Below are 26,159 nucleotides of genomic sequence, written 5' to 3' on the forward strand. Positions count from 1 at the left end.
CCGCGGTCGGGAGTCTCTTTCTCGCGATACGCCGCACCGACTCGGAGCCGGCAGTCTCGCCGGTTCTGATGGAGGGATCGGATCGCATGCGTCTCGGCGTTCGACCGGCGGCCGAAAAGGGGCGCCGATAGCTCAAACAGCGGTCGTAGCTATCCGCCGCTCACCCGCGCTTCTCCGGCACGATCCCGAACGGGTACTCCGCCAGGATCTCGTACCCGTCGTCGGTGACGACGACGAGGTCCTCCAGCCTGACGCCGCCGACGTCCGGGTCGTAGACGCCGGGCTCGACCGTCACGACGTGGCCCGGCCGCAGCTCGCCGGCGCCGGTCAGCGACGGCGACTCGTGGAGGCTCACGCCAACGCCGTGGCCCGTGCCGTGCGTGAACCCCGTCTCCCCCTCGCCGGCGTTCGGGTCGAAGCCGTAGGCGGCCAGCTCGGCGGCCGCCTCGCCGTGGACGGTCTTCGCCGGGACGCCCGGCTCGACCTCCGCGAGCGCGGTCTCGCGCGCCGACTCGACCGCGACGTACGCGCGGCGCTCCCAGCCGCCGTCCCCGTCGACGACGAACGTCCGGGTCATGTCGCCGTAGTAGCCGTCGGGCCCCCGCGGCGAGATATCGAGGAGGACGGTCTCGCCCGGTCGGACGGGCTCGTCGCCGACGTAGTGGAGGTCCGCGGCCGACGGGCCGGCGCCGATCACGGTGTTGCCCGCGTCCCGGACGCCCCGCGCGGCGAGGGCCGCGTTCGCCTCTCGGCGGAGCCGCTCGGTCGTCAGGGGGGCGCCCTCCCAGCGGAGGACCGGTCTCCCCGCCTCGTCCTCGCCGGCCTCGCCGTCCGCCAGCACGGTCTCGGCACGCGCCATCCCCGCGGCCGTCGCGCGCTGGGCGCGGCGGAGGCGGTCGAGTTCGGCGGCCGTCTTCCGCGCCCGCGCCGCCGTCACCGCGTCGGTCGACGAAAGCTCGTTGCCGGCGCGTTCGAGGTAGACGGCGGCGTCGTGAGGGACAGACGACGGGACGAGGAGGGTGTGGTCGGTGTCCGATCCGTCGACCAACTCGGCGACCGCCGCGGCCGCGCGCTCCCCGGCGTGGTCGCCGACGTTCTCGGTCCGCACCTCGCGGGCGACGCCGTCGTGGGCATTGGTCTCGTCGCCGGGGTCCTCGCCGTCGCCGGGATCGTCGTCCTCGCCGTCGCCTCGAGCCCTCGCGCCGGCGACGAACTCGCGCCGGGCCTGCTCGTCGAACAGGGCGGGGGCACAGCAGACGGCGCGGCCGACGTCGGCCCCGTTTTCCCGGTCGTCGCCGCTCGCGCCGTCCGGGACCACGACCAGCGCGTACGGCCGATCCGGTCCCGAAAATCGGGTGAGGTACCGGAGGTCGTCGTCGAAGCGGTCGCCGACCGCGACGAACGCGTCGGCACCGGCGGCCTCGACCGCCTCGACGACCGGAGCGAGATCGGTGCGGAGGGGTCGGAGCGCGTGAGTGGTTCCGGCGGACGCGTCGTCGCTTTCCGCGTCGTCGCCCTCGTCTCCCCCGTCGCTCACGGCTCCGGTTCGGGGACCGCCAGCTCGGCCTGGACCTCCTCGATGAGCTCTTCGGGGGTCTCGTCGCGGAGCTCGTTGAACAGGAGGACGCTGATCGGAAGCGTCGGCGCCCCGCTTATCAGGCTCTCCATGATGACGAGCCGTTCGCGGGCGCGGGACATCCCGACGTAGAACACCCGACGTTCGTTGTCGGTGAGGACGGGGACGGGGCTCGTCGCCTTCGTGAACTCGTCGACGCCCTCGACGTCGGTCGGGTCGTCGATGGAGGCCGCCATCTGCTCGACGACCTTCTCGGTGAGGTCGGTCGCGACGAACACGTGGTCGGCCTCGCGGCCCTTCGCGGAGTGGATGGTGCCGACGCGGACGCGGGTCGGGTCCATTCCTCCGTAGTCGCCGTCGAAGTACGCGCCCATCGACTTCCGCTGGAAGCTCGTCACCTTCCGGACCATGTCGTCGGCGCTCGCGGTGTCCGGCATGAACGGGATGTGCTCGTCGAGCTCCTCGGACGTCACCTCGATCAGCGAGACGTCGTCGGCGTCGGCGGCCTCCTCGCGGTCGTCGAGGAAGTCGTAGAACTCGTCGCGGTCGTGGGTCCCGAACGCGGAGTCCTGGAGCATGTCGGCGAGTCGCCGGGCCTCCAGCCCGTTGACGGGGTCGCCCGCCTCGGACTTCTCGATGGCGCTGACGTAGTCCTGCACGCGGTCGGTCCACATCCGCCCGTCGGTGAGCATCGTGAACGGGATCCCGTGGTCGATGAACTCGTCGATGAAGTCGAACATCTGGTACCGGGCGCGGAACAGGCACATCACGTCGCCTTCGTCGTCCTCGACCGTGTACCGGACGTTCCGGACGAGCTCGATCATCGACGGCGACTGGATCGCCTCGACGGTGCCGCCCTCCTTGCGGGGGTGGAGGTCCTTCTCCTGGCGCTTGTCGATGTGGCGGATCTCCGCGTTGACGACGTTGAGGATCTCGGAGGGGAGCCGGTAGGAGTTCGGGAGGACGACGTCCTCGTCGACGTCGGTGTCGAGGAGGAGGTCGGGGTCGGCGCCCTGCCACGCGTAGACGACCTGGTCGTCGTCGCCGGCGATGAGCACCTTCTTCATGTGCGGCCGCCACTCCTGAAAGACGTTGTACTGCAGCGTCGTGATGTCCTGGAACTCGTCGATGATCAGGTAGTCGACGCTGGGGACGAGCGACCGCTGCGCGACCCGTTCGAGCATGTCCGCGAAGCCGACGAGGTCGTTGTCGCCCTTGTAGGTCCGCCACGCGCGGATCGTCTCGGGGATGTCGATCCGGTCGTCGTCGGAGGGCCACGTCGGCGTGTACTTGTTCCCCTGCTGGGCGTTGGGGTCCTCCTCGGGCGGGAGCCGGACCTCCTCGACGTTCCACTGGAATGGCACGTCGTACCAGTCGGCGACGTCGCGCTCGGTGCGCTGGAGCCACTGCGAGGTGGCGATGATCTTGTTCCCGATCGTCGTCGACCGGGCGGTCCGGCGGCCGGCGCCGCCGTGCTGGTCCTCGAACTCGATGCCGTACTCCTCGCAGAACGCCTCCTTGTCGTCCTCGCCGACGACGTCGCCGCGGGAGAGGTCCAACAGCTCGTACGCCTTCGCGTGCATGGTGCTGACGTTCCCCTGGAGGCTGCGCGGGGAGACGTCGAGCCGCTCCGCGAGGCGCTCGCGGATCTCGGCGGCGGCCGCGCGCGTGTACGAGACGACGAGCACGTCGCGGACGTCGGCGTCGCCGTCCTCGAGGATCCCCTCGACGCGATCCAGTAGCGCCGTGGTCTTCCCGCTGCCCGGACCGCCGAACAGTCGCGTCACCGTGGGCTCGGTCATTGTGTATCCCTGATCCCGGTTCTCCTTAACCCTTTTTCAAGCGCTAAGTCCTCTTCCTCAAAGAGAACGCAGGGAGAAGCCTGAGTAGCGCAGTGGAAGGATACAGCGCCGTCGTTGTTTCTAAATACTCTACAACGACCGATCCACAGCCGCCCGTCATCTTCATGTATATATAATATATATACATTGGTGATGGATAGATTTGAAATCGAAGGCGAGGAAGTGCTTGACGGCACTGCAAAACCGTCTGGTAATAGTGCCCACGTCATCGTTCCCAAACGCTGGCGTGGGGCCGACGTGAAGGTCGTCCGCGTCTCTGACCCCGACTCAGACCAGTAGGCCATGCAGTACAACTACAAGTATCGACTCGACCCGTCAGAAGCCCTCCACCAGGAACTCTGCTACCATGTCGATACCTGTAGGCAACTGTACAACCATGTCCTCTACCTGCTCAACGACGCAGACGACATTCCTGCACGCTACGAGGTGCAGGGACGACTCCCCGATCTCAAATCGTGGTGGGACGACCTCGAAGACGTTCACTCGAAAGTGTTGCACATGGTCGTCAAGCGTGTCTACGACAACCTCTCCACGCTCAAAACACAGAAAGAGAACGGACGCGCTGTGGGGATGCTCAAGTGGAAACCTCCCCGGGAGTATCGGTCGCTTACCTACAACCAGTCCGGCTTCGAACTCAAGAATACGAGTGGTCGGTCCGTGCTGTGGTTGAGCAAAATCGGCGAGATTCCAATTCGCCTCCATCGAGACATCCCTGAGAACGCGACCATCAAACAGGTCACCATCAAACGGGAGCCAACGGGGGAGTGGTACGCTACGTTCGGTATCGACGTGGACGAAGACTCCCCCAACAAACCGGAGACGCCCGCGAAGGTCGTCGGTATCGATGTGGGGATTATCAAGTACGCCCACGACACCGATGGGTACGCCATCGAGAGTCCTGACTTCAGCGAGGAGCGCAACCGACTCGAACGCGCCCAACGCGACCTCTCCCGAAAGGAATACGGCTCGAACAACTGGGAGAAACAGCGAAAGGTCGTAGCCGAACGCCACGCTGACCTGAAGCGGAAGCGACGAGACTTCCTCCACAAGTTGTCGAACTACTACGCCACCGAGTACGATTTGGTGGCGGTCGAGGACTTGGACGCAAAGGGACTGCTTGAACTTCCCGGCAACTCTCGCAATCGAGCGGGAGCTGCGTGGGGGACATTCCTACGGATGCTCGAGTACAAGTGCGAGCGCGAGGGAACGCATTTCGTTGCGGTTGACCCGAAAAACACAACAAAAATATGCGCGTCCTGCGGTGTCAAGACAGACAAACCGCCGTGGGTTCGTGAACAATCGTGTCCCGCGTGTGGGTTCGAGGCGGATAGGGACGCGAATGCGGCGTGGAACATCCTTTCTCGTGGTCTCGAAGATTTAGGAGTGGGACACTCCGAAGTAACGCCTGTTGAGACTGCGCTCCCTGTGGATACACCCGTATCTGCAAAGCGCGTCGTGGAAACAGGAAGCCCAACCCTCAAGCAGCGACCGGCGTTAGCCGTGAGCGAGTAGGGTGGGGTAGTTCACACGCCGTGGCTCGGGGTCGCTCCCGTCGAAACGCTACGATCCCGTCGACTGATAGGTCAGTTGCTTCGCGTCGCGCGCGCTTCCCGAACGTCGGCGCCGTCGCGGACGAGGTCCTCGCAGGCCGGGCAGACGCGGGGACGGTCGACCTCGTTCGGGGTGAACACCCGAACGTAATCGGTCGTGACGAACGAACCGCAGTTCTGGCAGGTCGGCATGGTCGTCACTATCGATTGATGACACATAATACTGCCGCCGAGTGCAACCGAAAGAAAACCGCTCACCGCCCGTGCGCCGTCGTCGGCGTCAGGTCGGGCGCCAGTCGCAGACGTCACACCGCGCCGTTCCCTCGGGGTGGAGCGCACCACACTCCGGACACTGAAGCTTGTTATAGGATCGCTCCCAGCGTACGATCTCGGTCTCGTGGCCGCGATCGGACAGGAACTCGTCGAGCACGTCGTCGTCCGAACTGGGTGCACTACTAGACATGCATGCTAGTCAATGGCACGCGAGTATATATATTTTCTCGTGGTTCTCACTGAACCGTCATATCGACCACGAACGATCGGTTATCTCGTCCGAAGGTGTTCGTGTCCCTACATCAGCGCGTCGCGCCGCGGCTCGTGTGAACTATTCTCACCTCTCGCATTCTCACCTCTCGCTCTCCGAACGGCGCGCGCCGGTGACGGGTGCGGTCGTTCGCAGTCGGGGGCGAGGGTGCGGTCGTTCGCGGTCGGGCGGTCCCGACGGTCCGGCCGCCCCGCCTACCAGGGCTCGTTCTTCAGCCCGAGGAGGTAGGCGCCGACGTTCGTGACCACGTGGAGGACGGGCGTCATCACGAGGACGGCCGCCAGGACCCCGGGCGTGAACGTCGCCAGCGCCCAGTCGGTGTCGACGACGAAGACGGCCAGCAGCGCCCCGGCGACGAAGTCGAGCTGGTCCAGCCCGGGGAACGCCGCGCCGCGTTCGCGCCCCGAGCGTCGCTTGAGAAAGGAGGCGCCGATGTCGCCGCACATCGCGCCGAACGCGAGCGCGACCGCCGCGGGGAGCGCGAACGTCGGGAGCTCGACCCCGAGGGCGGCGCTCGCCGGGTCGTTGAGCGCGTTGAGCGCCAGCGCGAGGACGACCCCCACGAGGGTGCCGACCGCCGTGCCGCGCCACGTCTTCCCGTCGCCGAGCAGACGCGCCCCGCGCCACTCTCGACCGCCGTCGATGGGGCGGCCGCCGCCGGCGAGCACCGCGGCGTTGTTGGGCACGTACGCGGGCACCATCGCCCAGAACGCCGTCGCGACGAGCGAACCGATCATACTCGGTCCACTCCTGTCGTCGATTTATAAACCACGATCCGTCTCGCCCGGCGGTCCTCGCGGGCGATCTCTCGGGCGGTTACGCGGGCGATCTCTCGAGCGGTTACGCGGGCGAACTCGTGTGCGGTCGCGCGGCCACGACACCGGTCGACGGTCACCGAGACCGCCCGTTTCGACAACAGTGAAGTCGTCGCCGCCCTCATAGCCGGTATGATCCCTCCGATCGCGCGCCGCTTCGTCGCCGGCGAGAGCGTCCCGGAAGTCCTCGACCACGTCCGGGCGTGTAACGAGGACGGCGTCGCCGTCGTCGTCAACCTGCTCGGCGAGCACTACGACGACCCCGCCGACGCCCGCGCCGACGTCGACGCCTACCTCGGGCTGATCGACGACATCGCCGACAGCGGCCTCGACGCCCGCGTCTCGGTGAAGCCCTCCCAGATCGGGCTCGAGGTCTCCGCCGATCTGTTCGAGGAGCACTACCGCGAGATCGTCGCTCGCGCCCACGAGCTCGACGCCTTCGTCTGGTGCGACATGGAGGACGCCGACACCACCGACGCCACCCTCGACGCCTTCGAATCGATCGCCGCCGACTACCCGTGGAGCGTCGGCCAGTGCGTCCAGTCCAACCTCAGGCGCACCCGGGAGGACCTCGACCGCCTCGTCGACGTCCCGGGCGAGATCCGGCTCGTGAAGGGGGCGTACGACGAGCCGGCGTCGGTCGCGTACACGGAGAAGTCGCGGGTCGACGAGGCGTACCGCGAGGACCTCCGCTTCCTCTTCGAGCGCCGGGACCGGGGCGTCGCCGTCGGCAGCCACGACCCCGCGATGATCTCGCTGGCCGACCGGCTCGCACGCGACCACGGCACCGACTACGAGGTGCAGATGCTGATGGGGGTCCGGGAGGACGCCCAGCGCGACCTCGCCGCGCAGGGCGTCGACGTGGTCCAGTACGCGCCGTACGGCGACAAGTGGCTCTCCTACTTCTACCGGCGCGTCCGCGAGCGCCGGGAGAACCTGACGTTCGCGCTGCGCGCCGTCGCGGGTCGGTGAGCCCGTCGTCCGGCGCATTCGCGGCCGACGTGCTCGTCGACCCCCCGCTCGCCGAGCGGTCCGGTAGAAGCCCTCTTAAGGGTCGACGCCGCATACCAACGCGATAGATGTCCACGTGGAAACGCGACTTCGCCAGCGGGCTCATCGTGTTGGCGCCCCTCCTAGTCCTCCTCCTCGTCATTCAGTGGATCTACCGCTACATCGCCTCGATCCCCCTCATCGAGGGACTCCAGCCCGCGATCATCCCCGGCCCGCTGGAGCCGATCTCCCGCGTGATCATCGCGCTCGCGGTGTTCGCGACCGTCGTCCTCGCGGTCGGCTACTTCATGCGGACGACGTTCGGACGGATCGCGGAGTCCGCCGTCGACGGCGCCATCAACCGGATCCCGGCGCTACGCGTCGTCTACAACGCCTCCAAGCTCGCGATCGAGACGGCCGTCTCCGGGACGGACGAGCTCCAGAGCCCGGTGTACATCGAGACGTGGCCGGGGATCCGCATGACGGCGTTCCGGACCGGCAAGAAGACTCGCGACGGGAAGATCGTCTTGTTCATGCCGACGGCGCCGAACATCACCACCGGCTTCGTCATCGAGGTCGAGCCCGAGCGCATCGAGGAGACCGGCGAGACCGTCGAGGAGGGGATGACCCGCGTCCTCTCGGCCGGCTTCGCCGAGTCCGCGCATCAAGTCCCCGTTCATGAGGAGGCGCCTCCCGACGACGGCCCCGGTCGCCCGGGCGGCGTCGGCGGCGTCCGCACCGACGGCACACCCGGAGAGTCGGAGCGCCCCTCGACGGACGGCGGCAACGACTGAGCGCGCCGGAAGTCGCGTGAGAGAAAGGGGCACGGCGCGCGGCGCGAGGCAACCCGACGCACCGCGGAGCGTCCGAGACCGCGTCGCCTACAGGTACGTGAACCAGTCGTCGTGGTCGTCGGTCCGCCGCTCGACGAGGTCGAAGAACGCCTGCTGCAGCTCCTCGGTGACCGGGCCGCGGGTGCCCGCGCCGATCTCGGTGTCGTCGACGGAGCGGATCGGGGTGACCTCGGCGGCGGAGCCGGTGAAGAACAGCTCGTCGGCGGTGTACAGCTGGCCGCGGGAGATGACGGCCTCGTCGTGGACCTCGTAGCCGCGTTCCTCCGCCAGTTCGATGACGGTGTCGCGGGTGATCCCCTCGAGGATGGACTGCGCCGGCCCGGTGGTGTAGATCTCGCCGTCGTTCACCATGAACACGTTCTCGCCCGGGCCCTCGGCGACGTTCCCCTCCTTGTTCAGGACGATGGCCTCGACGTAGCCGTTCCGGCGGGCCTCCTCGCCCGCGAGCATGGAGTTGACGTAGAGGCCGGTGGTCTTCACGTTCGTCGGCACCTGCGAGGAGGCGTGCTTCCGCCACGAGGAGACCATCACGTCGACGCCCTCCTCGAGGGCCTCCTCGCCGAGGTACGCGCCCCACGGCCAGGCCGCGAGCACGAGGTCGGTCGGGCAGTCCTTCGGCGAGACGCCGAGGGAGTCGTAGCCGTAGTAGGCGATCGGGCGGATGTACGCGGAGTCGAGGTCCTGCCGGTCGAGGAGTTCGAGGGTCGCGTCGGTGATCTCCTCGCGGGAGTGTTCGATCTCCATGTCGTACATCTTCGCGGAGTCGAACAGCCGGTCGAGGTGCTCCTCCCACCGGAACACCGCCGGTCCGCGCTCGGTGTCGTAACAGCGGACGCCCTCGAACACGCCGCTCCCGTAGTGGAGCGCGTGGGTCAGAACGTGGGTCGTCGCGTCCTCCCAGTCGAGGAACTCCCCGTTCTTCCAGATCGTGTCGACGTCCATCTCGTCGAATCCCATAATCTGTGGTTGCGGCCGTCGGTCTTAAATCTGCGACATGCGGAGGACGCGACGACGACGGCCGAACTACCGCCGGAGTCCTCGCTGCTCGGTTATCCGCAGTCGCTGACGGATCGTCGGCGAATCACTCTAAACCCCCAGCCGGTCGGGTATAAACGGTTGATACCGGGTCGGCGGTGAATCACTCCAAAGCCCCAGCCGGGAGGCGGGCGCACGCTCGCTGCGCTCCTCAGTCGCTCGTTTCACTCGCTCCCTGCGGTGCTTCCGTCGCCTGCGCCCGCCTCCCGGCTGCCCCTTTGCGTCCACCCGACCGCAACCGCACCGCACCTTACCTCACGCCTCCCCAGCCTCGGCGGACGGCCCGGCGCGGCTCCGCCCGCGCCGGACCGCCGCCTCCCTCGCACGCGCTCCTCGTGGCCGCCTTCGGCGACCACTCGAAGGCGCGCAGGGCGAGAGCAAAGCTCTCGCTTGCAGCCGGCGGCAGAGCCGCCGGCGACGCCGACGGCACCGCGTTCGGTTATTTAAACGCCTCGACGAGGGCCGCGCCCTCGACGTACGGGATCCCGCGGCGGCGGGCGTACGCCTCGGCGTCCGCGGGCGCCAGCGCGGTGCCGGTCTCGTCGTCGAGCATCTCGCAGACCACGGCGGCGGGCGCGGAACCGACCGCCTCGGCCATCGCGAGCCCGAGCTCCGTGTGGCCGGTCCGGCCGCCGAGCCCGTCGCGGTCGCCGCGGAGCACGTGGACGTGGCCGGGCGCGCGGAACTCCGCCGCGAAGTCCTCCGGGGCGTATCCCGCGGGGTCGGCGTCGACGGCGGCGGCCGCGCCCGCGAGTTCGACGATGGTCCGCGCGCGGTCCTCGTCCGTGATCCCGGTGAACGTCTCGCGGTGGTTCACCGGGAGCGAGAAGGAGGATCGGTCGTCGTAGTCGGGGTCGTCGTCGACCGCGGGGTGATCGAGCGCGTCGGCGAGGAACGGGAGCCCGAACGCGTCCGCGACGGGGTCCGCCACCGCGACGCAGATCAGCCCGCCGGCGTCGTTGCGCATGTGCGCGACGGCGGCCTCGTCGACGGCGCCGGCCGGGTAGACGATGTCCGTCTCGCCCTCCCGGTCGGCGAAGTCGTGGACGCAGACGGGGTCGCCGGCGCGGAAGGCGTCGAGCGCGCGCTCGACCGACTCGGCCGCGTCGGTCGGCTCCCCGTCGGCGGTCACTCCGGCCTCGGCTTCGGGGGCGACCTCCGCGTCGCCGTCGGCGTCGACGTCGGCGCGCATCAGGCCACCTCCGTCTCGGGGGCGTCGGATTCGTCGTCGTCGCTCTCGCCGGGGTCGTCCGCCCGGCTCGTCGCGGCCACCCGGACCTCGATCTCGTCGCCGTCGTCGAGGTCGAGCGCGTCGCGGAGCCGCTCCGGGGCGATCAGCTCCAGTTGGTCGTCGTCGTGGTGGGTCCGGTCGGGGACGATCGCGTGGACCTCCTCGTAGCGCTCGTCGCCGGCGACGAGGGTGACGCCGTAACACGAGGCCGCGCCGTAGGTGCGGTCCTCGTCCTCCCACGCGTCGATGGGGACCGCGTCGATGCCGGCCATCTCGCCGCGGCGCCGGACGCTCTCCTCGGTCAGGTCGACGTTGAGCGTGCCCGGGAACGGCTCGTAGCCGAGGCGCTCGCGGAACTGCTCGGCGTAGCCGGGCAGGGTGATGTAGTGGCGCCCCTCGCCCATCCCGCCGGTGACGGCGCCGCGGAGGACGAGCTCGACGTCGGTCTCGAACAGCCGGCGGTAGTCGGCGTACTCGGCGCGGAGGGCCGCCTCGCCCGCGTCGGTGACGCGCACCCACTGGCCGTCGCCGACCACGTCGCGCTCGATGTACCCCGCGGACTCGAGGGTCTGCAGCCGCCGGGAGGCCGTCTGCGTCGAGGCGTCGAGGCGGTCGCCGAGCGCCGCGCACGACACCTTCGTCTCGGTCAGGCCGCCGACGAGCCCGACGTGTTTCAGGGCCGCGATCGCGGCCGGGTCGGGGTCCGTCGTCGCCGTCGCTTCTGCCATAGTCGGACCTCGGTCGCCCGCACGCAAAAGAGTAACGAATATGGGATGCGTCCCAAAAACGTTAAACAGGTTTAGATTCGCTATCGGAAGCGAACGGGGAACTACTTCGACTATATCTCGGGCAGGCGGCTACCTAGTTCCGTCGGTATCGGCGGTGCTCGTCGCGAGCTGTGACGGGCGCCGTCGCCTGCGAACCACCCGCGTGCGGGTCGTCGAAAGGTAAGGTACAAATACGAACGGCGATTGGTTCCGGATGCGGGCTCGTAGATCAGCGGCAGATCGCTTCCTTCGCAAGGAAGAGGCCCGGGGTTCAAATCCCCGCGAGTCCACTCGACTCACTTCGTTCGTCTCGTTCCCTCGCGTGCCCCCACTCGCTTCGCTCGTGGGGACCCCGCGAGTCCATAATTCTGTGCCGCGAGCAACACCGCCAGCGGCGCAATTCTGCAGCGAGCGGGGATTTGAACCCTCCCAGTCACGCGCAGCGAACGAAGTGAGCGAGCACGTCTGGCTCTGGTTCAACATCTCCGCGAGTCCATGTCTTTGTGTCATGAGCGACGCCGGTCTCGACTGGAGTTGTTCACGGAGGCGGTGACGCACTTCTGCGACGAGTCGGGACTGAAGATCCGCCCGGCACGAGGCGCGTGGGCAGGGGTCAAACTCCCCGGTAGCGGCCCCTGATGAGTGGTGACACTTCCTCGACCCTCTTTTGCGACAGTTCTCGCCGTGATCGATCTGTTTCGGCTCGTCGAGCGGCGTCGATTGCGACTGTAACTCAAGCAAGCCCTAACCGCGCACCACTGACTGGCGTGGTCAGGTCGACCTAGGGAGTCGGCCGACGTGCAGGGGTGTGACGAAGGCCACAGTAGCTAAGCCATCACATCGCTTTCGCGGGGCTCCCATGTAGAAGATTGTCGGCGGAGACTTGCTCAGCGACATTTTACACGGAAAACTCGACGGCATGATTCCCCAGAATGGGAGTGAGGCCGGCTGAACGAGGATATTTACAACTCGCCTCAAGCGGCGGAGTCGCCATCGACAATTTGCGCCATAAGAACGGCGCGTTATTCGAGAAACAGCGCACAGAATCAGCAAGAATTGCTGACAGTCTCACACAGAAATTAAAAATTGAACACATTAAATACGTCTAAAAAATTTTAATATAACGCAGTGTCATCTTGGATGTGTCATGTTGACAAGCAACAAGGGTGGCAAGGATGTCAGCCGCTGATGACTCGCGTATCGAACGGTTAGCGACGTACGGGCTCACGCCCGACGATATCGGTGATGAGGACCTCGTCGTCGAAGAGGGCGAACAGCGTAGTACGGCGGAGCTTCCGTCGATAACCGTGGAACCAGAATCGTTCGCAGAGGTGCGAAAGATGATCGGGGTCCGGCCGGAAGACTCTCTCCCAATTGAGAGCGACCACATTCCGGCGTTCACTCCGTCGACAGAGGAACTTATCGACGCGATGGAATCTGAGACCCAACCCCCTGGGAGTCCTGACGAATCGTTAAATCATTGTATCGACTGTTTACTCTACAGGGCCGGTAACATTGGGCTCTCCGAGGATGAGGACGACGATGATGATGGCGGCGAGTCAGTACTTTCAGAAGACTTCGAACGATATGTAGAGCGGGAATGGCGGCGATCGAGAGGGGAGCGTGCCATCCTGGAGAACTGGTCTGGTCGTATTGAAGATCTGATTCATGAAAGGGTTCTCGTCCCCGAACTCGATCTGTCTGGGTGGCGGGATATCACAATCAAGGATGGCGGGCAGCTCAATGTGGATGACAACACGAACGTACTGTTAGCTGACGAAATCACGATCCACGGGAGCGGCGAGCTGACCTACGCTGGTAATGTAAAGATCGACTGCGACAGAACGATCGGGCGGCCCTGAGGATAACACTCATGCCAACGATTAGAGCCAAAGGTTCGAACGGAAGAGGCGGAAACGGCGGCCAAAATGGAACAGACGGGTCCGATGGAAGTGATGGTGACGACGTGACCTGTCGGCCGATCTGGGGCGGTCCAGACAAATGCCCCGAAGACGGCACGGACGGTGGTGACGGGTCGGGCGGAAGCGACGGCACAGACGGGTCAGACGGAACCCAAGCGGGGAAACTGTTCCACAAAGGCAACGTGGAGGGGATTGTGGAATTAAACGCCAATGGGTTCGACGGTGGTGACGGTGGCGACGGCGGTGACGGCGGCAATGGTGGTGACGGTGGCGACGGTGGGGACGGGAAGGACTGTGAAGCCGGGGCGGACGGCGGTAACGGAGGGAATGGTGGTCCAGGTGGCAATGGCGGGGACGGTGGGAACGGCGGAGACGCTGGCGACATCATCGTCCCGAAAGATGCCGAGATCGAGGCACACACCATCAGCACATCGGCCAAAGGCGGCCGAGGCGGTGCGGGAGGCGAGGGTGGTGCTGGAGGGGCTGGCGGGGCCGGCGGCGACAGTGGGTCGACACAGGGGTTCGCCAACGCAGTGTGTGACAAAAATCCGTCCTCGGGATCAGTCGGCAGCGCCGGTGAGCCAGGGCAGAACGGAAAACCTGGGTCAGATGGACAACGTGGCAACGTCAATCTCCCACCTGGATAACGGTCAAGGAGTGATTTCTGCTGTGGAGCACAACATAAATGTAATCCTGACAAGCCAAGAATCGAATGATCGCTCTTGTGTAGAACATTGTTGGTAGAGAGCCGCCCGGCGAACTTTCTGTGGGTAGATTCAACAACATAATCCCCAGAACGGAAGTGAGGACGGCTAAACGAACAGATCTCTCGACTTGGCTCAAGCAATTGGTTTGTATACCCTATTGATATGGTAGATCCTACAATACAGTTGAAAACGATAGAAACGAGATATGCTGATAATATGACTTAGTCAGTCTTGCCGAGATAGGAATGAGGCGTCAATCTGTGCCTTCCGGCTGTAATTCCCATAGTGAGTCTCGCCGGGATTCGTCCAATTGTTGATCTCTAGCGCCCTCACACGAATGCTCCGCGACGACATGACAGTAACCTCCCGTCCCTCCGCTCGGTACCACACGAGCACATAGCCGCCGTCCTCGTGACCGAGCACGCGGTGCTGATCCTCTCAGAAGTTGAAAGTCGGCCGGATCCCGTTCGTCATCGAGCCTTCACGTCCCTTGGCCGACCAATCTCCTCGTCGGTCGCGTCGAACTTGAGTCCGTCAACCTCAGGATAGTTGTTGCCTGCTCAGGTCTCGATAAGCTCTTAGTAGTAGTCAGCTACTCAAGGATCAATGCTCAGTCACGGTGAAAAAACTGAAAAGTAGAATTAGTAATTTAGAAGCTGAAGGACCCGCCAGACACGGCGGAAAGTCCGTCTGCTTCGATCGTCCGATCCACCAGAATCGAGTCACTCGGCTGGTGAATTACACGCACACGAATGTTTTCGCTCCCAGAAGCTTCACTTACACTGAACGAGCCGGTCTCTATATCCCCAACAGTAAATGCATCAGTGAATTCATCAGATGCAGTTGCTTCATTACCCGACGTATCACTCACGATAACACGGAGGCTTTCGGAGTCGATCCGATCGCCACCGCTGTGCTCAAGTGTAACGTTGAATGTGCTTCCCGCGGTTGCATTTTTCACGTCCACGTCGATCTGCGCCGTCGGCTGACTGTCCCCGAGCGAGTCACCCAGACCGAGCACGAACGTCCCGATGACGGCGGCCAGGATCACGGTGATTGCGACCATGAGGATGACTCCGATAACGGGACTCACCGCGCGGTCGTCCGAATTGAACAGGTTGCTTGGTTTCATAGTTTGAACCCAGCGGTCCACCGATGAAACGGCCGTTCCGTTCCGATCGGTTGCTGGTTACTCTCCGATTAACCGTACCCCCTTATGTACTTACTGGCATAAATATCAGAGGCGAAAATTAGCTCCACACGGTCAACTACGTTGACCTGTAAGCGATCCGTATGGAACCCACGGCCCGGTCCCTCGCCCGGACGTACAGCGATCGCGTCTATCCGGACCCGTGGGAGAAGGTCCTCGACTACCGCCGCGTGCGCGAGTACGCCGCCGAGCACCCGAGCGCCGGCCGGGTGCGCGTCGGCAACGCCCTCGACCTCCCGAACGAGCGCGTCAGGGGGTGGCTCGAAGGCACGGTCCCCGACCCGGTCCGAGCGATCGACGCGGCGATCGACCGCGGCTGGCTCGATCCGGACCCCGAGGGCGAGGCGGCCGCCGCGCTCGTCGCGCTGATCGCGCACGTCCTCGCGGGCGGGAGCGTCTCGGCCGAGAGCTACGTCCCCGCGGTGACGCCGGGCGAGCGGGTCGACGCCGCGGAGATCCGCCGCGCCTTCGAGCGCGTCGACGTCGAGACGACGCGCCGGAACGCCGACGCCGCCGGCCGCGCGACCGAGGTCGTCCCCACCCGCGACGGGACGGTCCTCGGTCGGTGCCTCGTCACGACGGGCGTGCCGACCGGCGCGAAGACGTCGTTCGACCGGCTCCCGTCGGTCGTGTGGGACGTGCCGCGCCCGGTCCGACGGTCGTTCGCGCGGACCTACGTCCGCCACCGCGGGCTGAACTACGCGGGCAAGTCGACGACCCGGATTCAGGTCGACCGGCCGGGCTCCTTCGTCGCGGACCTGCGGGACCTGCTCGCGGACGTGCTCGACGGGCGCGTCACCGCGTCCGACGCCGGGGTCACCGTCTCGGCCGACGCCGCGCGGGAGCTCGGCGTGGAGTAGCGCCGGCCGCCGTCGGTCCCGTTTTGTTGAAAGCGATTAAATACTCTCGGCGAATCGGTCCGGATATGGGCGTCTCAGAGATACTCGAGGGAAAGAACCTCTCGCATCGCCAGATGGGTGCGATCATGATCGGCTGGCTGGTGCTGGTCACCGTCGTCTCCGTCGGGCTGCTGCTGTACACGTCGTTCAACTTCGCGTAGCGCGCGGTCGACGAGCCCGGCGGACGCGTCCCATTTTTGTCGGTCGTCGCCGTCGGTGCTCGGTATGGTTCGCGACGGCGATGCGCACGACCGGGGGGAATCGGACGCGAGCGGCGAGCGCGGCGGTTCGGACGCCGACGCCGCGACCGACGGCGGCACCGATCGCCGGCTCGTCGCCGGCTGGGAGGGGCGGTACTACGAGGACTTCGCGGTCGGCGACGTGTACAAGCACCCGTACGGGCGGACGGTGACCGAGACGGACAACGTCTGGTTCACCAACCTCTCGATGAATCTCAACCCGATGCATTTCAACGAGGCGTACGCCGCCGAGACGGAGTTCGGCGAGCGCCTCGTCGACGGCACCTTCGTCATCGCGCTGGCGGTCGGGATGAGCGTCATCGACGTGAGCGCCAACGCCACGGCGAACCTCGGCTACGACGAGATCCGCCACCACGCGCCCGTCTTCCACGGCGACACGCTGTTCGCGGAGTCGGAGGTGCTCGACAAGCGCGAGTCCGACTCGCGCGATCGCGTCGGCATCGTCACCACCGAGCTGCGCGCGTACAACCAGAACGACGAACTCGTGCTCTCCCTGGAGCGCACGCCGATGGTCCTGAAACGCTCGCACGCGCAGCCGAGCGCGGCGCGGCCGACGGGGTGGCCGGCGGGGGTCGGCACCCAGCCGGAGGACCTGGAGTGACCCGGTCGCCCGGCGCTCGCGGCAACTCCGGCGCTCGCGGCAACCCCGGCGGCTACCCTCGAAGCTATCCCCGCCGACGGAGAACGGGCGGCCGATGGACCGCGCCGAGCGACGGATCGTCGCCTTCACCGCCGGCTCGCACGGGCTTGTCCACACCTACGAGCTCTCGATCCCGATCCTGCTGACGGTGTGGATCGCGGAGTTCTCGACGACCGCGGCCACGCTCGGCCTCGTCTCCACGGTCGGCTACGGGCTGTTCGGCGTCGGCGCGCTCCCCGGCGGCATCCTCGTCGACCGGTTCGGCTCCAAGTCGCTCATCCTCGCGTGTCTCGGCGGGATGGCCGCCTCGTTCCTGCTCGTGAGCGTCGCCCCGAACCTGCTCGCGCTCGCGCTCGCCATCGCCGTGTGGGGCGTCACCGCGAGCGTCTACCACCCCGCGGGGCTGTCGCTGATCTCCAAGTCGGTCGACCGCCGCGGGACCGCGCTCGGCTACCACGGGATCGGCGGCAACCTCGGCATCGCCCTCGGGCCGCTGGCGACCGCGCTGCTCCTCCTGGCGTTCGACTGGCGGGTCGTCGCGGCCGCGCTCACCGTTCCCGCCGTCGTCGTCGCCGCCTACGGCCTCACCGTCGACGTCGACGCCGCGCTCCCGGAGTCCGCGGTCGTCGACGGCGGCGGCGAGGGTTCGGCCGCCGCCGACGAAACGGGCGACGGCACCAAAGGCGAGGTGTCGCCGTCGACGATCGTCGACGACACGCGGGTCCTGCTCGCCGGCGGGTTCCTGATCGTGTTCGCGTTCGTCACGCTCAGCGGGCTCTACTACCGGACGTTCCTCACGTTTCTCCCGGACCTCCTCGGCGACGCCCTCGGCGGGTTGGTCGACGTCCAGCTCATCGATCCGGAGAGCCCGTACGCCGAGGAGTTCGACCTCGCGCGGTACCTGTACGTCGCCGTCCTCATGGTCGGCGTGCTCGGCCAGTACCTCGGCGGTCGGATCGCCGATTGGGTCCGCCCGGAGCGGGGACTGATCGCTCTCATGTCCGTCCTCGCGGTCCTCGCGCTGCTGTTCGTCCCCGCCGGCGCGACCACCGCGTCGTTCCTCGCGGTCTCGCTCGCGCTCGGAGTCGCGCTGTTCACCGTACAGCCGCTCTCGCAGGCGACGGTTGCGGCCTACTCGCCGAGCGAGGCGCGGGGGATCTCGTTCGGCTACACCTACCTCGGCATCTTCGGCGTCGGATCGCTCGGCGCCGCGCTCGCTGGGACGGTTCTCACCCGTGCGGGCCCCCGCGAGCTGTTCCTCGTGCTCGCCGTCATCGCGGTCGTCGGCGCGCTCGCGGCGGCCGCGATCTCCCGGTTCGCGACCCGGCGGGACTGACGACGCGGGTCGCGCGCGTCGGTCACTCCTCGGACCGGTGGTCGTCGCCTTCGGCGTGGTCGTCGCCCTCGTCGTGGTCACCTTCGCCGTGGTCGTCGCCTTCACTGTGGTCGTCGTCCCCGCCGTGGTCGTCGCCCTCGTCGGCCTCTTCGCCGACCGCTATCCGCACCGGGCCCTCGTCTCCGGGATCGTCGCCGCCGTCGTCCACCGGCGCGTGGTCCGGCTCGTCGCCGTCCGCGTAGTCGTCCAGCGTCGCCTCGCGGTGGTCGCCGCGCTCGCCCTCCAGTTCGCTCAGCGCGTAGCCGACGGCGTAGCCGGTCGATCCCCCGAGGAAGGCGCCGATCCCGGCGCCGATCGGGCCGCCCCGAGCCCACGAGCACCGCCCCCGTGAACCCGCCGACCGTGGCGGCTCGCTCCGCTTCTCGCTCGGCCCGCGTGCGGTCCCGGTCGGCGATCCGATCGGCGGCGTGGCCCTCGTCGTGGTCGTGATGGGTCATACCCGACGGTAGGGGCTCCGACGGTCTATACGCTTCGCCGATAAGGGACGAGGGGGGCGAGCGGAGCGATCAGACCGTGTGTTTCGCCTCTTCCGCGTCGTCGACGACCTCGATCCCGCGGTTGTTCACCGCGTGGGGGTCGAGCCCCTGCTCCTGCAGGAACTGCTTGTAGATGCGTTCGACCGTCTCGCCGTCCTTCTGTCGGTCGCTGGCGTGGTCGCACAGCTCCACGAGGTTCTCCGGCACGTCGTTCTCGTGGACGATCCAGTGGTTGATCGTGTCCGAGAGCCGGCGGATGGGCGAGGTGAAGTGGCCGTAGATGTCGAAGTTGAGCGCGTGATGGCCGCCGAACGGGTCGTTCATGTACTTCGCGCGGGGCATCACCTTCAGCACGGCGCGCTGGATCTTGTTGAGCTGCCGGCCGGGCGACTCCTCGAGGGCGGCGTTGACCGCCTTGCGCGGGTCGTCGCCCCACGCGCTACCCGGGATTGAAACCCCGTCGAGCTCCTGGATCTCCGTGAGCGCCTCGCTCCACTGGTCGGGGGTCGGCTGCGGGTGGACCCGGTACATGGCCTCGACGCCGCGGTCCCACATCAGGGTGTGCGTCACCGCCTTGTTCGCCTTCAGCATCGACTCCTCGATGATGGTGTGTGCGCGGTCGCGGCGCGGGTTCAGGACGAGCGAGCCGTCCTCCTTGCGCTGCTCGTGCATCCGGTCGGCGAGCTCGAAGGCGAGTTCGTTCTCCTCGCCGAGGGGGAGCGAGGGGTCCTCCAGCCGCTCCTCGCACTGCTTGTAGGTGAGCCGCTCGTCGGAGTTGATGACGGACTTGTAGATGTCGATGTCCTCGAACGAGAGCGTCTCGTCGTCGATCTCCATCTCGACGGTGTGCGCGAGCCGGTCCTCGTTAGGGACGAGCGAGCAGACCGTCTCGGCGAGCACCGGCGGGAGCATGTGGATCGTGTAGTCGGGCAGGTAGACGGTGTTCGCCCGCTTCACCGCCTCCTCCCACATCGCCGTGTCGGGCGTGACGTAGTGGGTGACGTCGGCGATGTGGACCCACAGCCGGTAGGCGCCCTCCTCGCGCTCGATCGAGATCGCGTCGTCGAAGTCCTGCGCGTCGACGGGGTCGGTGGTCCAGGTCGTGAGATCGCGGAGGTCCTCGCGCTCGTCGATCTCGGCTTCGATCTCGTCGTACACGCCCTCGGTCCGGGTCTCCGCCTCGCGGAGGACCTCGTTCGGGAACTCGTCGGGGATCTCGAACTCCTCGAACAGGTCCGCCCGCTTGTCGGCGAGGCGGTCCGCCAGCTCCGGCGTGATCGTCACGGGCCCCTGGTCCTCGGCGGACCCCGGTTTCGGCTCGTCGTCTGACATACCGGGACCAACGCGGGTCCGTTAGAAAGGCCTGTCGGGGGCGCAGGAGCGGCCGCGCCAGACCGGGGGCGGGAGTGTCGGAGGCATCGCCCGCCTACCCGACAATCACGCCGAGGACCGGCGAGAGCGCGACCGCCGCGACCGTCAGCGAGACGAGCCCGAGAACGACCGGCACCGCCGACCGGCCCACCAGCCGGAGCGCGGTCCGACGCGCGCTCGCGTCGCCGACCACGAACGGCGATCCGCCGGCGATCCGCGCTTTCACCTCGCCGACCGGAGCGTCCGGGAAGGCGGTCGCGTCGCCGACGACCGTCACGGCGTCGCCGGGGCGAAGAACGCGCTGGCGGTATCGACGCTTCGGGTCGCTTCCGACGGTTACCGGGCCGAGCTCCCACCCCGTCTCCGACTCATCCACCGCCTCCACCGCGTCCGTGAACCGGCGGACGCGCTCGGGCGGCGTCTCGTCGGCCGCGACTTCGACGTCCTCGTCGACGCCGAACGCGAAGCCGGCGGCCGCGGGGTCGACGCGAACGCCGACCCCGTCGACGACGACGCGGAACGGGACGCCCGCCTCGCCGGTGTCGATCGAGACCCACGATCGGCCCCTCCCTTGGCTGCGGTACTCCGACACGTCGTACGAGCAGCAGAGGCACCGCTCGTCGGTGAACAGAGCGGGGAGCGTTTCGGGGTCCTCGCCACCCGTGTCACCGCTCTCCCCGTCGTCTCCCCAGCCGCCGGACCCATCGGGCGCGTCCGACGCGGTCTCGGCGCGTCCGGTGATCCGCACCCGGCGGTCGCCCGGCTGCAGCGACCGGGGATCGGTCGCGGTCGCGCGGGCGACGCGGAGCGCGTCGAGCGAGCCCCGTCCGCCGTGAGCGAGGAACGCGAGCCCGACGAGCAGCGCACCGACGCCGATCAGGGTCGGGAGGGGATCGATCGGGGCCTGGATCGGAATCGGGGGGACGGCGGGCGTCAGGTGGAGGGACATGCGTGCGTCCGGTTTCGAACGGCCCGAGGAAGGCGTGTCGGTCGGCGAGGCGAAGAGCGGTCCGGACCGAAGCGCGCTACCGGTCGCGGTCCGACGGTTCCCGGTCGCGATCGGATCGGCCGCGAGACTCGGCCGAGTCGGTGCCCTCGTCGGGCGCGACCGCGTCCGCGTACCGATCGAGGAACTCCTCGCGCGAGAGCCCGTCGGCCTCGATCGAACAGACGAGCGACTCCAGCCCGTCCCGGGGCTGGTGGCAGAGGTCGTCGTCGCAGTCTGTACAGAGGTACTCGAACTCCTTGTCGCGCCGGTTCCAGCGGTCCCCCTCCTTGTCGTACTCGCGCGCGTCCTCGCGCAGCAGCGAGTCGCCGCACGCGATGCAGGTCACCGTCCGCCGGTCCCGGCTCTTCCGGGATCCCCACATGTGCGCTACCTCGGTCCCACCCTACTTAGCGTTTGGTGCGGAGCGGTCAGACCCGCGTCGCACGGGCGTCGTTCGAGGCGGACGCCGGCGACGTGCACACCTATAACGCTGGCACCGCTCCCCCCGGTATGACGATCCGCGAATCCGACCTCCCCGGCGTCGGGAAGAAGTTCGAGATCGAACTCGACGACGGCGAGATGATCGTCGTCATCCACAACACGGGTAAACGCGAGCTGTTCCGCCGCCCCGACCCGGACGCCGACTCGGAGAGGGTGTTCGAGTTCGGCGACGACCTCGCCCGGACGATCGGGTCGATCGTCGAGGGCGCGTACTTCCAGCCGGTCGAGCCCGACACGCAGGAGACGACGCTGCCCGGCGGCATCCTCCTGGAGTGGTACGAGATCCAGCCGGGGTCGCCGCTGATCGGCGAGACGCTGGAGAGCGCGGACATCGGCGACCGAACCGGGCTCGCCGTCGTCGCGCTCCAGCGCGGCGACGGGGTCGTCGACAGCCCGAGCGCGGACACCACGCTCCGCGAGGGCGACACGGTCATCGGGGTCGGGACGCCCGAGGACTGCGCGGCGTTCGAGGAGCTCCTCACCGGATGAGCGGCCGCGACGACGCGGTCGGGGCGGCCCCTCGGGTCGCCCGTCTCGGGGGTAGCCGGTAGTGGCGCTGCTCGACGTCGGCGTCATGTTCGCCGCGGTCGCGGTCGCCGGGTGGGTCGCGAACCGCGCCGGTCAGTCCGTGATCCCCTTCTATATCGTCGCCGGGATGCTACTCGGGGAGTTCGTCCTCGGCCGGCTCTCCCTGCCGGCGGTCGGGACCGTCTACGTCCCCGAGACGGAGTTCATCGCGCTCGGCGCGGAGCTCGGGATCGTCTTCCTCCTGTTTTTCCTCGGGCTGGAGTTCAACCTCGACCGCCTGCTCGCGCGACGGCGCCAGATCGGGACCGCGGGGACGATCGACCTCGCGAACTTCGGGGCCGGGCTCGTCCTCGGGTGGCTCGTCTTCGGCGCGTTCCTCCCGGCGTTTCTGACCGCCGGGATCGTCTACATCTCCTCGTCGGCGGTGATCACGAAGTCGCTCATCGACCTCGGCTGGATCGCCAACGACGAGGCGGAGCCGCTGCTCGGGACCCTCGTCTACGAGGACCTGTTCATCGCCGTCTACCTCGCCGTGGCCTCGGCGCTCGTGCTCGGCGGCGGCGACGTGGGCGCGGCCGCGGTCGACGTCGGTATCGCCGTCGGCTTCATCCTCGTGCTGCTAGGGGCGGTCCAGTTCGGCACGCCCGCGTTCGACCGGCTGCTGGCGACCGACAACCCGGAGTTCGTCGCGCTCAGGTCGATCGCGACCGTGGTGCTCGTCGCCGGCGCGGCGCTCGCGCTCGGCGTCAGCGAGGCGGTCGCCGCCTTCTTCGTCGGGATGGCGTTCGCGTCGACGGAGTACGCCCACGGGGTCGAGACGCTGCTCGAACCCGTCCGCGACACGTTCGCGGCGGTGTTCTTCTTCTGGATCGGGCTCGTCACCGACCCGCTCCTGTTCGGCGGCGTGGCGGCGCTGATCGCGCTCGCGGTGCTCGTGACGACGCCGACGAAGCTCGTCACCGGCTTCTTCGCCGGGCGCGCCTTCGACCTCGACGCCAAGCGGTCGACCCGCGTCGCGCTCGGGATGACGACCCGCGGGGAGTTCTCGCTGATCATCGCGACGGTCGCCGTGACCGGGGCCGAGGCGGGGACGTTCGACCCGGCGGTCGCGCAGACGATCAACGCGTTCGCGGTCGGCTACGTCCTCGTGATGGCGATCCTCGGCACGACGCTGATGCAGTACTCCGGGCCGTTCGAGTCGATCGCGGTCTCGTGGCTGGATCGCGGTGCCGGTGATGCGGATGGCGATCGTTTATAAATAGCCGACGATGGATCGACGGTAAACACCTCCAAAGCCCCAGCCGGGAGGCGGGCGCACGCTCGCTGCGGTCCTCGGTCGCTCACTCCGCTCGCTCCCTGTGGTCCTTACGTCGTCATCAGAACGCTCCGCGTTCTGATTGGCTCACGAGAGCAGAGCTCTCGTGAACGCCTGCGCCCGCCTCCCGGCTGCCCCTTTGAGTCCCACCCCGCACGGCACCGCAACCGCACCTCACGCCTCCCCAGCCTCGTCGCTGGCACCCTCCGCTTCGCTTCGGGAGCCAGCGACTCCCTCGCGCGGCGCTCTTCGCGGCCGCCATCGGCGGCCGCTCGGAGGCGCGCGCCACCGCACTATCGTTTATTTATAAATAGTCGCCGTCGGCGGTCGCTTAGGCCTCTTCGCTCGCCAGTTCTTCGAACACGGCATCGACCATCTCGCCGGTGTCCTCGACGATCGCGTCCATCTCGTCGTCGTCGACGGGCATGCCGAGGAGGCGCGCGATCTTCATGATCGAGACGTGGTAGACGACCTGCTCGCCGGGGGACTCCTCCCAGACGATCATGTTACACGGGAACAGCCCGCCGATGCGCTTGTCGGTCGCGTCGAGCGCGCGGTCCGCCATCGCGGGGTTGCAGGCGCCGAGCACGTAGTACGGGTCCCGGTCGGCGTCGACCTTCTCGTTCAGCATGTCGGACGGGGAGAACTCGACCGGGATGCCGAAGCCGGCGTCGAGGCACACCTCGCGGACGCGCTCGACCGCCGACTCGTGGTCGGTCGACAGCGTCGCTCGCTTCTCGCCGTACTCCTCGGGGTCGATTTCGTGCGGATCGAAGGGAATCGCCATGCGTCGACTCCGCCTCGCCGAGTTAAAAAGGGCGCGGCGGCCGGGAACGGCGGCGCGGGCTACTCGGTCGCGACCGGGCCGCGCCCGACGAGCTTCTCGACCTCGGCGACGAACTCGCTGCGGCTCTCGAACAGCGGTACCTCGGAGTCCGCGAGGACGTCGTCGAGGTCGCGGGGGCCGTCCGGGCTCCGGACCGCGGCGTCGCCCTCCTGCGCCGCGACGTCGCTGCGCGTCGCGGGCCACGTGAGCCGTGACGCGACGCGGGCGATCGGCTCGCCCGCCACGTCCGGTCCCTCGCCGAGCTCGACGGCCGGCTCGCTCTCCTCGGCCTCGTCGTTGTCGCTCATACCCCGCGGTTCCGCTCCGGCGACACTAATGGTTTCGATGCGAATCGGATCGTGCCCTCACGCGCCGCGCGGCCTCGGATTCGCCCGTTCGATCGATTTCCGTGACTCTCAACCGAGATCGGCCCACGATCTGGTCGGCCATCGCCCGTCTGACGACCGACAAACAAACCCGAAATAATTCGGTATCACAACTATATCATTCGGCAATAAGTTCCGATTGCGGAGTAAGCACACGACTCCCGTATCTCGCGTCGGGTCCCTGCGCGCCGATCTTTCGGGTCTCACTGTCACACTCCCCCTTCGCGTCCCGTTCCTCGCGCGCTTCGTCTCTCCCACGCCCGCTTCGTCTCTCCCTCGCGCGCTCTTTCGCTTCGCGGACACGGACCTTTCCCCCGCGGCCGGACGGACCGGTCACCGCCAGCCGCGGTCGGTGTCGTTCAGTCGCTCGCAGCCGTCCGCCGTGACGACGACGAGGTCCTCGATCCGGCAGCCGAACCGTCCGTCGAGGTAGACCCCCGGCTCGACGGAGAACACCATCCCCGGCTCGAGCTCCCGGTCGTTGCCCGCGACGATGTACGGCTCCTCGTGGACGTCGAGCCCCACCCCGTGTCCGGTCCGGTGGACGAACGCGTCGCCGTACCCCACCGACTCGATCACCTCCCGCGCCGCCCGGTCGACCGACGCGGCCGCGACGCCCGGCGCGACGGCGTCGACAGCGGCCGCCTGCGCCTCCCGAACCGCCTCGTGGACGCGCTCGTACTCCGCCGGGGGGTCGCCGTCGAAGGCGAGCGTGCGCGTCTGGTCGGAGGGGTAGCCGCCGACGCGCGTCCCGAAGTCGAGCACGACGGGCTCGCCGGCCCGGATCTCTCGGTCGCCGTGGCCGTGGTGCGGCTTCGCCCCGTTCGGGCCCGACCCCACGACCGTCTCGAACGAGACGCCGGTCCCGCCGTGCGCGGCCAGCCGGTCGGCGATCCACGCGGCGAGGTCGCGCTCGGTCATTCCGACCGCGTCGGCGCCCAGCTCGCGGAGGTCGCGCACGGTCGCGTCCGCGGCGGCGGCCGCCTCGCGCAGCGCCGTCAGCTCGGCGTCGTCCTTGCGGACCCGGAGGTCGGCGAGCGCCTCGCTCGCGAGCCCCCAGGTCGCGTCCGGCGCCGCCGCGCGGAGGTCCTGCGTGAACGTCGCCCACATCGTGTCGTCGACGAGGAGGCGCCCCTCGCGGAGGCCGCGGTCGGCGAGCAGGTCGCGCGCGGCCGCCACCGGATCGTCGCCGTCGGCCCACGTCCGGACGTCGGCGACGCTCGTCTCCTCGCGCACCTGCGTCTCGTACAGGTCCGGGACGAGGAGAGCGGGCGCGGTCCCGTCGCTCCGCGCGGCTCCGTCCCCGCTGTCGTGCCCGCCGCCGTCGCCCGCGGTCGGCACGGCGAGCAGGAAGTGTCGCTCGCTCGGCTCCTCCTCGAACCCGGTGAGGTACTGGAGGTTCCGGCTCGGGAAACAGACCAGTCCGTCGGCGTCGACCGCTCGCAGCCGCGCCGCGGTGCGTTCGCGGCGGTCCGCGTGGGTGTCGTCGGTCATAGACGACCTCGGCCCG

Annotated in this window: 28 protein-coding genes and 1 tRNA gene; 13 read left to right on the plus strand and 16 right to left on the minus strand. The window is 67.7% G+C overall.

What is annotated here, in order from left to right; genetic code table 11:
- Positions 1–160: 160 nt before the first annotated feature.
- Together DJ81_RS13280 and DJ81_RS13285 are read right to left on the minus strand one after the other, a co-directional pair.
- Positions 161–1,537, minus strand: a complete 1,377-nt coding sequence (locus DJ81_RS13280) for a Xaa-Pro peptidase family protein (protein WP_094590096.1) — start codon at positions 1,535–1,537, stop codon at positions 161–163.
- On the minus strand, positions 1,534–3,378 hold the full coding sequence (locus tag DJ81_RS13285; protein ID WP_094525259.1) for a UvrD-helicase domain-containing protein: 1,845 nt from the start codon (positions 3,376–3,378) through the stop codon (positions 1,534–1,536). The genes DJ81_RS13280 and DJ81_RS13285 overlap by 4 nt, the downstream gene beginning before the upstream one ends.
- A gap of 192 nt (positions 3,379–3,570) precedes the next feature.
- Between DJ81_RS13285 and DJ81_RS18855 the strand changes: the two genes are divergently transcribed.
- A complete protein-coding gene (locus DJ81_RS18855) occupies positions 3,571–3,717 on the plus strand; it encodes a DUF2080 family transposase-associated protein (protein WP_394338188.1) in 147 nt (48 codons plus the stop codon).
- Positions 3,718–3,720: 3 nt separating this feature from the next.
- Entirely contained in the window at positions 3,721–4,950 is a 1,230-nt protein-coding gene (locus DJ81_RS13290) for an RNA-guided endonuclease TnpB family protein (protein ID WP_094590098.1), read from the plus strand.
- Between the two features lie 71 nt (positions 4,951–5,021).
- Here the strand turns inward: DJ81_RS13290 and DJ81_RS19310 are convergent, their stop codons facing one another.
- The 3 genes from DJ81_RS19310 to DJ81_RS13300 form a co-directional block, all read right to left on the minus strand.
- On the minus strand, positions 5,022–5,180 hold the full coding sequence (locus tag DJ81_RS19310; RefSeq protein ID WP_008002314.1) for a hypothetical protein: 159 nt from the start codon (positions 5,178–5,180) through the stop codon (positions 5,022–5,024).
- An 88-nt stretch (positions 5,181–5,268) separates the two neighbouring features.
- Positions 5,269–5,451: an HVO_0416 family zinc finger protein gene (locus DJ81_RS13295; RefSeq protein ID WP_092565639.1), complete on the minus strand. Its 183-nt coding sequence runs from the start codon at positions 5,449–5,451 to the stop codon at positions 5,269–5,271.
- A 275-nt stretch (positions 5,452–5,726) separates the two neighbouring features.
- Positions 5,727–6,269 carry a CDP-2,3-bis-(O-geranylgeranyl)-sn-glycerol synthase gene (locus tag DJ81_RS13300; protein WP_094525257.1) on the minus strand — a complete coding sequence of 181 codons (543 nt, stop codon included), beginning with the start codon at positions 6,267–6,269 and terminating at the stop codon, positions 5,727–5,729.
- 210 nt (positions 6,270–6,479) lie between these two features.
- Between DJ81_RS13300 and DJ81_RS13305 the strand changes: the two genes are divergently transcribed.
- Positions 6,480–7,319: a proline dehydrogenase family protein gene (locus DJ81_RS13305; RefSeq protein ID WP_094525256.1), complete on the plus strand. Its 840-nt coding sequence runs from the start codon at positions 6,480–6,482 to the stop codon at positions 7,317–7,319.
- A gap of 107 nt (positions 7,320–7,426) precedes the next feature.
- Positions 7,427–8,131, plus strand: coding sequence for a DUF502 domain-containing protein (locus DJ81_RS13310; protein ID WP_094525255.1), 705 nt, complete (start codon positions 7,427–7,429; stop codon positions 8,129–8,131).
- Positions 8,132–8,218: 87 nt separating this feature from the next.
- Here DJ81_RS13310 and DJ81_RS13315 read toward each other — a convergent pair whose 3' ends face one another.
- The 3 genes from DJ81_RS13315 to DJ81_RS13325 all read right to left on the minus strand — a co-directional run bounded on the left by DJ81_RS13315 (position 8,219) and on the right by DJ81_RS13325 (position 11,185).
- Positions 8,219–9,148, minus strand: a complete 930-nt coding sequence (locus DJ81_RS13315; protein WP_094526391.1) for a branched-chain amino acid transaminase — start codon at positions 9,146–9,148, stop codon at positions 8,219–8,221.
- A 517-nt stretch (positions 9,149–9,665) separates the two neighbouring features.
- Complete coding sequence (gene ribB, locus DJ81_RS13320) at positions 9,666–10,418, minus strand: 3,4-dihydroxy-2-butanone-4-phosphate synthase (RefSeq protein WP_094521895.1); 753 nt, start codon at positions 10,416–10,418, stop codon at positions 9,666–9,668.
- Positions 10,418–11,185 (minus strand): DUF120 domain-containing protein, encoded by a 768-nt coding sequence (locus tag DJ81_RS13325; RefSeq protein ID WP_094521896.1) that lies wholly within the window; start codon positions 11,183–11,185, stop codon positions 10,418–10,420. Before DJ81_RS13325 ends, ribB begins: the two co-directional genes overlap by 1 nt.
- Before the next feature lie 257 nt (positions 11,186–11,442).
- On the opposite strand from DJ81_RS13325, the gene DJ81_RS13330 reads away from it, so the two are divergent.
- Together DJ81_RS13330 and DJ81_RS13335 are read left to right on the plus strand one after the other, a co-directional pair.
- A tRNA-Ala gene (locus DJ81_RS13330) sits at positions 11,443–11,514 on the plus strand.
- Between the two features lie 885 nt (positions 11,515–12,399).
- Entirely contained in the window at positions 12,400–13,086 is a 687-nt protein-coding gene (locus DJ81_RS13335) for a hypothetical protein (RefSeq protein WP_094590103.1), read from the plus strand.
- A 260-nt stretch (positions 13,087–13,346) separates the two neighbouring features.
- Here the strand turns inward: DJ81_RS13335 and DJ81_RS19820 are convergent, their stop codons facing one another.
- Both DJ81_RS19820 and DJ81_RS13350 read right to left on the minus strand, forming a co-directional pair.
- Positions 13,347–13,565, minus strand: coding sequence for a hypothetical protein (locus DJ81_RS19820; protein ID WP_094590106.1), 219 nt, complete (start codon positions 13,563–13,565; stop codon positions 13,347–13,349).
- A 937-nt stretch (positions 13,566–14,502) separates the two neighbouring features.
- Positions 14,503–14,985 carry a type IV pilin gene (locus DJ81_RS13350; protein ID WP_094590108.1) on the minus strand — a complete coding sequence of 161 codons (483 nt, stop codon included), beginning with the start codon at positions 14,983–14,985 and terminating at the stop codon, positions 14,503–14,505.
- A 161-nt stretch (positions 14,986–15,146) separates the two neighbouring features.
- On the opposite strand from DJ81_RS13350, the gene DJ81_RS13355 reads away from it, so the two are divergent.
- From DJ81_RS13355 to DJ81_RS19315, 5 genes are all read left to right on the plus strand, one after another.
- Entirely contained in the window at positions 15,147–15,923 is a 777-nt protein-coding gene (locus tag DJ81_RS13355) for a hypothetical protein (RefSeq protein WP_094590110.1), read from the plus strand.
- Positions 15,924–15,988: 65 nt separating this feature from the next.
- On the plus strand, positions 15,989–16,123 hold the full coding sequence (locus DJ81_RS19825) for a hypothetical protein (RefSeq protein ID WP_254921585.1): 135 nt from the start codon (positions 15,989–15,991) through the stop codon (positions 16,121–16,123).
- Positions 16,124–16,187: 64 nt separating this feature from the next.
- On the plus strand, positions 16,188–16,823 hold the full coding sequence (locus DJ81_RS13360) for a MaoC family dehydratase (RefSeq protein WP_094590112.1): 636 nt from the start codon (positions 16,188–16,190) through the stop codon (positions 16,821–16,823).
- 94 nt (positions 16,824–16,917) lie between these two features.
- Entirely contained in the window at positions 16,918–18,198 is a 1,281-nt protein-coding gene (locus tag DJ81_RS13365) for an MFS transporter (RefSeq protein ID WP_094590114.1), read from the plus strand.
- A 37-nt stretch (positions 18,199–18,235) separates the two neighbouring features.
- Complete coding sequence (locus DJ81_RS19315; RefSeq protein ID WP_170938332.1) at positions 18,236–18,589, plus strand: hypothetical protein; 354 nt, start codon at positions 18,236–18,238, stop codon at positions 18,587–18,589.
- A gap of 175 nt (positions 18,590–18,764) precedes the next feature.
- On the opposite strand, the gene DJ81_RS13375 is transcribed toward DJ81_RS19315, so the two are convergent.
- The 3 genes from DJ81_RS13375 to DJ81_RS13385 form a co-directional block, all read right to left on the minus strand.
- Positions 18,765–20,066 (minus strand): ribonuclease R family protein, encoded by a 1,302-nt coding sequence (locus tag DJ81_RS13375; RefSeq protein WP_094521901.1) that lies wholly within the window; start codon positions 20,064–20,066, stop codon positions 18,765–18,767.
- A gap of 94 nt (positions 20,067–20,160) precedes the next feature.
- Complete coding sequence (locus tag DJ81_RS13380) at positions 20,161–21,054, minus strand: hypothetical protein (protein ID WP_094590116.1); 894 nt, start codon at positions 21,052–21,054, stop codon at positions 20,161–20,163.
- Between the two features lie 76 nt (positions 21,055–21,130).
- Positions 21,131–21,475 carry a hypothetical protein gene (locus tag DJ81_RS13385; RefSeq protein ID WP_094524247.1) on the minus strand — a complete coding sequence of 115 codons (345 nt, stop codon included), beginning with the start codon at positions 21,473–21,475 and terminating at the stop codon, positions 21,131–21,133.
- Positions 21,476–21,603: 128 nt separating this feature from the next.
- Between DJ81_RS13385 and DJ81_RS13390 the strand changes: the two genes are divergently transcribed.
- On the plus strand, positions 21,604–22,083 hold the full coding sequence (locus DJ81_RS13390) for a cation:proton antiporter regulatory subunit (RefSeq protein ID WP_094590118.1): 480 nt from the start codon (positions 21,604–21,606) through the stop codon (positions 22,081–22,083).
- Positions 22,084–22,144: 61 nt separating this feature from the next.
- Positions 22,145–23,380 (plus strand): cation:proton antiporter, encoded by a 1,236-nt coding sequence (locus DJ81_RS13395; RefSeq protein WP_094590120.1) that lies wholly within the window; start codon positions 22,145–22,147, stop codon positions 23,378–23,380.
- 388 nt (positions 23,381–23,768) lie between these two features.
- On the opposite strand, the gene DJ81_RS13400 is transcribed toward DJ81_RS13395, so the two are convergent.
- From DJ81_RS13400 to DJ81_RS13410, 3 genes are all read right to left on the minus strand, one after another.
- Positions 23,769–24,224, minus strand: a complete 456-nt coding sequence (locus tag DJ81_RS13400) for a DUF302 domain-containing protein (RefSeq protein WP_094524250.1) — start codon at positions 24,222–24,224, stop codon at positions 23,769–23,771.
- Between the two features lie 59 nt (positions 24,225–24,283).
- A complete protein-coding gene (locus tag DJ81_RS13405; protein ID WP_094527433.1) occupies positions 24,284–24,571 on the minus strand; it encodes a DUF5789 family protein in 288 nt (95 codons plus the stop codon).
- Between the two features lie 411 nt (positions 24,572–24,982).
- Complete coding sequence (locus DJ81_RS13410) at positions 24,983–26,143, minus strand: aminopeptidase P family protein (protein WP_094590122.1); 1,161 nt, start codon at positions 26,141–26,143, stop codon at positions 24,983–24,985.
- Between the last annotated feature and the right edge of the window lie 16 nt (positions 26,144–26,159).

The organism is Halorubrum sp. Hd13 (assembly GCF_002252755.1).
GTDB lineage: Archaea > Halobacteriota > Halobacteria > Halobacteriales > Haloferacaceae > Halorubrum.